The organism is Comamonas sp. B-9 (assembly GCF_000410635.1).
Classification (GTDB): domain Bacteria; phylum Pseudomonadota; class Gammaproteobacteria; order Burkholderiales; family Burkholderiaceae_C; genus Comamonas.
Genome location: NZ_APCR01000538.1, coordinates 1 through 5,704, shown reverse-complemented (window position 1 = coordinate 5,704; position 5,704 = coordinate 1). Strand labels below are relative to the sequence as shown.

Here is a 5,704-nt window from a genome sequence, read left to right as displayed (position 1 = left end):
CGCGACCGCCTGGCACAAGGCCTGCCGCTGCCCGCGCCCAGCCGAACCCACCGCGTGCAGGTGCTGATTGCCGGCGGCGGCGTTGCCGCGCTATCGGCTGGCCGTGCCTTGCGCCTGGCAGGCACCAGCGATGTGGCCCTGCTGGAGCTGGAAGACCAGGCCGGCGGCAACAGCCGGGGTGGCACCGTGCAAGGTCTGCGCTGCCCCTTGGGCGCCCACTACCTGCCGGTGCCAGGCGACCAGGCGCCCGAGGTGCAGGATCTGCTGGAAGAACTGGGCGTGCGCCAGCGCATGGCCGGCCGCTGGCAGTACAAGGACGAGTACCTGTGCTTCAGCCCGCAGGAGCGCCTTTTTATCCATGGCGAATGGCAGGAAGGCCTGCTGCCCACGCAAGATGTGGCCGCCAGCACCATCGCCCAGTACCAGCGCTTTGCCCAGCTGGTGGATGACGCCATGCGCGCCCAGCCCTTCAGCATGCCCACCATGCGCAGCTGGCAGGCCCAAGGCGGCCTGGCGCCCGCCCACCAGGCGCTGGATGCGATCCGTTTTGACACCTGGCTGGCCCAGCAGCAGCTGGACGACCCGCACCTGCGCTGGTACCTGGACTATGCCTGCCAGGACGACTTTGGCGCCGGCTGCGCCCAGGTGTCGGCCTGGGCCGGCCTGCACTACTTTGCCAGCCGCCATGGCTTTCAAGCGCCAGGCATGCCAGACGACGCGCATGACAGCGTGCTGACCTGGCCACAGGGCAATGGCTGGCTCAGCGAGCAGCTCACAGCGCCAGTGCAGGCCGCCGGCTGGCTGCACAGCGGCCACACGGTGATGCGGATTGCCGAGACGCGCCAGGGTGTGGAGATCGACAGCTTCAACCACGCCAGCCAAAGCATGGAGCGCTGGCTGGCCGCGCACTGCATCGTGGCGCTACCGACCTTCATCGCGGCCCACGTGGTGCAGGACCCGCCCGACTTTCTGCGCGCCGCCGTGCAGGCGCTGGACTGGGCGCCCTGGCAGGTGACCAATGTGCATATCCGCGCGCCGCTGCGCGACCGTCCCGGCGCCGAACTGGCCTGGGACAATGTGCTGTACGACGATGTGACCCACGGCGGCCTGGGCTACGTCAACGCCGGCCACCAGCGCCTCAATGCCATGCAGCAGCTGCCCACCGTGCTGACCTGCTACCGCGCGCTGGGCGGCAACCAGCCCGGCGCCAGCGCCCGCACCGCCCGCCAACACCTGCTGGCCCAAAGCTGGGAAGCCGCCCGCGACCAAGCCCTGGCGACGCTCGCCCGCGCACACGCCGACATCTACGAAAAAACCACCCAGGTCGAGGTCATGCGCTACGGCCACGCGATGGCCATCCCCCGCCCCGGCACCCAGACCGTGCTGAGCCGCATCGGCCAACCCGCCAGCAGCGCCAAGCGTCCAGCGCTGATCAACGGCGAACGCCTCCAAGCCCTGCCCACCCCAAGCACCGGCCGCCTGCATTTTGCGCACAGTGACTGGTCGGGGTATTCGGTGTTTGAGGAGGCGTTTACGCGGGGGTTGTATGCGGGGGTGGGAATACTGAAATTTGCTATTTAAATACTAACAAAGTACGTGTTAAATCGATTCTATCCATTTTCCGATCTAAAATAAATCCAAATTTACGCGAAATATTGAATTTAAATAAGCTGTCGCAACAAATATTACCAATTACAGCACTGAATAAATAGCAAATTCAGCCCCTTAGTTACAAAAAAATTCTATTGTTAAATAAAGCTTATACTTAAGACTTTTGAACAAAAATATTTTATAAGCAAATTTTATTTTGTCGCCCCGGCTTTTTTCCGAAATTAAGTACACCTGTCAAAGCATCATATTCGGTCACAGGATTCATCCACGTGATATTCTTAGTTGCCGCGGTCAGCTCTGGTATGGATGCAAATGCCTGTTTAGCAAGATCATCTCTTGAAGTAACAAAATTACCCATATATTGGGCTGCATCTATGATATGACTATCTTTCAAAGCTGCATCTTTGAATTTTTCTTCTGCTTTAGAAGATGCAATTTTATTTTTTGACTCATCCTTGTGCTCAATTATTTCAATCTGACGTCTAGCAAACATTGCAGCCAGCCATTTAGTAGAGTATTTAGATTGATGCTTTCTCCACTCACCGAGCAATGTTTTACACGCTACAAATGAGTGATTATTCTTCGCTATACTTTCCAGAGTATCGCGACATGATTTAGAAACTGGATGCTCTGTCTCGCCGGAAGACCTTGCTACATTAGCATCTATTACTACTTTATGCTTCGCTGCCAAAGATATTCTCCTCAACTGCATTAAGATATTCACCATCTGCTTGCATACTGACTTCATCAAAGTCAACCGGCCATGGACCAAAAGCACCGTTTTCGTCTACTTCCGCCTTATTGACTTTTGATCGACCTGTTTTTAAGTCTTGCGTAAACCAATTTAAGGACAGCGAATTTTTGTCTAGCAGACGTTTTGCGACTAATGTCTGAATTCCTCTAATAAGAATAGCGCTATGCGTTTCTATAACCACTCTAACGCCTCTTTGCACAGCTCTGTTTACGATCTCAGCAAGTCTCAGCTGTGCACGAGGATGAAGGTGAAGCTCTGGTTGTTCTATATAGACAACCTGTTTTTCATTTGATGTTATTAGTGCAATGAGAACCGGAAGCGTTTGCGAAACACCAAATCCGACGTCTGCAATATTGACACAGTCAGTTTGCATCGCTCCTTTATAGCGAGAAACGCGAACTTCGACACGAGTATCGTTAATGCGAGTAGTTTCGATATTAGAAGCTAGCCCCAATGACTGAAGATCTTCAACCAATTGGTCAAAATTTTTTCTTTTCTTAGGATTTTCCCGCCAATCGCTAATTATACTCGCCACATAAGATTCAAATGACCCGGGGTATATATCTGAGGCTGCCGCAAGGCGATATGATCTTTCTGGATTACCCCTTAACCCAGGTACGTGTATCATATTTTTTGCGAGGCCTTCTATCATTGCAGATGGAGCAATTCCCATCTTAACTGAAGAAAATACACCACCCTTCGCACCAAACTCTACATTAAGAAAGCATTTTTTTCGAATTATATTCCACTGAGCATTTAGCTCTTTATCCTTGAACAACTTTAAGATCGGATTATCAATATTAGGAAGTTGTTTAGATATTTCATCGTGCGATGTCTTTTCGGTAATTGTCAGACCATCAGGAATCTCGTCATCGCGAATCGAGACTGAGTGAACAACAAGTCCAACAGTTGAGCTTCTCTTAAAGGTTGCGCTTGAACTGAACTTTTCACCATCAACCGAAATGGTGAAATTTCTTACTCTTGATTGTCCAGTTTTTGAAAGCGCATCAGATGAGTCTGATAATCTAGCATTCGCACCATCCAAAACTAATGCACCGGTATCAAAATTACTTTCAATAGTTTGTTTTATCAAAAGAAGCGGTTGCATAAAGCTAGACTTCCCCGAGCTATTTGCTCCGGCAAGAATGGTAAGACCATTTAAATCTATCGACGTAGCAGAAAAAATTGACTTATAACCCCTGATTGTAATTTTCATTTTATTTCAAATTTGAATCTAAATAATCAGATAAGTATGATTGCAAACAAATAATAGAGCAGCTATATGCTTTTGAAAATGCCACTGTAAATTCACTAAAATAAAAAGTAAGTGCAAATTGCGTTACACAATAAATCCTAGCAAAGACACTATAGCTTACAAGTATGCTTTTTGACACATCTGACAACACTTTTTGAACTAAGGTGCGACTTGGAAGGTGTCACGCCTAAGATAGCTAAAACTTGTTTGGGATATCTAATCAGCAATGAGGAGCGCTCACCATCTCAGACTTGAGTTGATGTTGACACATCGAAGCTAAGCGCTTAGTGAAGGCTCACCTCAATCTGAATAATCTCTGGTCTTGGATCCTTGAAACATCGCCGCAAGATATTTTTTTTATATCGATAGAGTGATAAGCATACCCTTGGTCTAGACCTTTAAAGCCACACGTTCGAAAGGGGCTGATTCCCAACCTTCATCCATAAGAATAATTCTCATTTAAGATAAAAGATATATCTTAGATACGGATTGAACATACCATGCCCTTGCAACTGAGCCTTCCCACTTCCCCTTCCCCCGAGCTGTTGGCTGCGCGTGCGCCTGAGCGGGCGCGCCATGAGATCAAGCTTCGCCGCACTACGGTGGAGTCGGTGGAGCAGCTGACGCCGCATATGCTGCGCATCCGTTTGCAGGGTGCCGACCTGGCGGGCTTCAGCAGCTTGGGCTTTGATGACCATGTGAAGCTGCTGTTTCCGGATGCCAATGGCGAGCTGGAGTTGCCGCCGCCTGGTAGCGAAGGCCTGCCGCCGGCGATGCGCGAGGCGATGCGGGACTACACGCCCCATTCTTACGATGCGCAGGCGCAGACCTTGACGATTGACTTTGCGGTGCATGAGGCGGGCCCGGCAACAGCCTGGGCGCTGCAGGCGGCCAGCGGGCATGCGCTGGGGATTGCGGGGCCGCGCGGCTCCTTTATCGTGCCCACGGCGTTTGATGGGCACTTGCTGATTGGTGATGATGCGGCGCTGCCAGCGATCACGCGCCGCCTGCGCGAGCTGCCTGCCGGCACCCAGGCGGTGGTGGTGGTGGAAGTGAATGACGCGGCTGACGAGCAAGCGCTGGAGAGCGCTGCGGATCTGCAAGTGCACTGGGTGCACCGCCAGGGCCAGCCGGCCGGCGACGCGCAGCGGCTGCTAGCGGCTTTGCGCCAGATCGATGCGCCCGCTGGCGATTACTACAACTGGGTAGCGCTGGAATCGACGGCCGCCAAGGCGCTGCGTGCAGCGCTGATTGCCGAGCATGGCGCCCACCCCAAATGGACCAAGGCAGCGGCCTACTGGAAGCGTGGCAGCTCCGGCGTGCATGAAGTCATTGAAGAGTGACCGCACACATCCATTATTCAGGATAGGCGCGCAGATAGCCCAGCAGTTGCACGATACGCGCCTTGGTCAGGCTGTTGCGGTACTCGCTGCGCGACAGCGCTGAGGAGCTGCCAAAGTCCTGGGCGTTCCAGGTGCCGTCGATAAAAGCGGCCTCGCTGGTCATAAAGCTCAGCCAGTTGCGCTGCGCGGCGCGCAGCTTTTGCGCGCCGGTGGCGCCCACCTTGGCCATCAGCGCGCGGTAGGTCTGGTTCAGCTCCACATCAAGCTGCTTGGCATAGGCGCTGCTGGCGCGCAGCATGTCTGCCGTCGTGTTCTGGTTGCCGATGGCGGCCTCCAGCGGCTGTATGCGCTGCTCAAACGCGGCCAGGCGGTCGGGGGCATCGGGGTTGTCCACGGCCATTGCGGCTGTCGATACCAATATGGCAGAGCCCAGACAAGCGGCGCGCATCCAAGACCAGCGGGGCTGGCGGCGGTGGTTGAAGACCATGAACATCCTCCTGATAGTTGATGAAAAAATAGGCAGTTCGATCAGTTGATCTCGCTGGCGGCAATACCCGCATTGCCGGACTGCGGCGCCGCCGTGCCAGACGGCGTGGCGCGGCGCCAGACCATGCCGCCATCGGCCGTGGGCACCGGTTGACCGACGGTACCGGACGACACCGGCGAGACGACCACACCGCGCTCAATCGGCGGTGGGTTGCCCGAGGGCTGGCCCTGCGGCGCGCTGGCGCTGCCAGGGAA

6 protein-coding genes are annotated in these 5,704 nt (G+C 54.3%); 2 read left to right on the top strand and 4 right to left on the bottom strand.

What is annotated here, in order from left to right:
* Positions 1-1,581, top strand: a 1,581-nt coding sequence (locus H928_RS26210) for an FAD-dependent oxidoreductase (RefSeq protein ID WP_021025552.1), incomplete at its 5' end; no start/stop codon positions are given.
* A 208-nt stretch (positions 1,582-1,789) separates the two neighbouring features.
* Here the strand turns inward: H928_RS26210 and H928_RS31365 are convergent.
* Together H928_RS31365 and H928_RS30620 are read right to left on the bottom strand one after the other, a co-directional pair.
* On the bottom strand, positions 1,790-2,302 hold the full coding sequence (locus tag H928_RS31365; RefSeq protein ID WP_148293053.1) for a hypothetical protein: 513 nt from the start codon (positions 2,300-2,302) through the stop codon (positions 1,790-1,792).
* Positions 2,286-3,581, bottom strand: a complete 1,296-nt coding sequence (locus tag H928_RS30620) for an AAA family ATPase (RefSeq protein WP_084635698.1) — start codon at positions 3,579-3,581, stop codon at positions 2,286-2,288. Before H928_RS30620 ends, H928_RS31365 begins: the two co-directional genes overlap by 17 nt.
* Positions 3,582-4,120: 539 nt before the next feature.
* On the opposite strand from H928_RS30620, the gene H928_RS0105115 reads away from it, so the two are divergent.
* A complete protein-coding gene (locus tag H928_RS0105115) occupies positions 4,121-4,963 on the top strand; it encodes a siderophore-interacting protein (protein ID WP_021025550.1) in 843 nt (280 codons plus the stop codon).
* Between the two features lie 13 nt (positions 4,964-4,976).
* Here the strand turns inward: H928_RS0105115 and H928_RS0105110 are convergent, their stop codons facing one another.
* The gene (locus tag H928_RS0105110; protein ID WP_158400474.1) at positions 4,977-5,450 is read right to left on the bottom strand and encodes a lysozyme inhibitor LprI family protein; all 474 of its coding nucleotides are present in this window, start codon (positions 5,448-5,450) and stop codon (positions 4,977-4,979) included.
* A 41-nt stretch (positions 5,451-5,491) separates the two neighbouring features.
* The coding region (locus H928_RS32080; RefSeq protein ID WP_043338772.1) for a hypothetical protein at positions 5,492-5,704 on the bottom strand (213 nt) is incomplete at its 5' end.

Bases quoted from the DNA above. Each gene is read 5' to 3' on its own strand.
- H928_RS0105115 (WP_021025550.1), top strand. From the start codon at position 4,121: ATGCCCTTGCAACTGAGCCTTCCCACTTCCCCTTCCCCCGAGCTGTTG.
- H928_RS0105110 (WP_158400474.1), bottom strand. From the start codon at position 5,450: ATGGTCTTCAACCACCGCCGCCAGCCCCGCTGGTCTTGGATGCGCGCC.
- H928_RS30620 (WP_084635698.1), bottom strand. From the start codon at position 3,581: ATGAAAATTACAATCAGGGGTTATAAGTCAATTTTTTCTGCTACGTCG.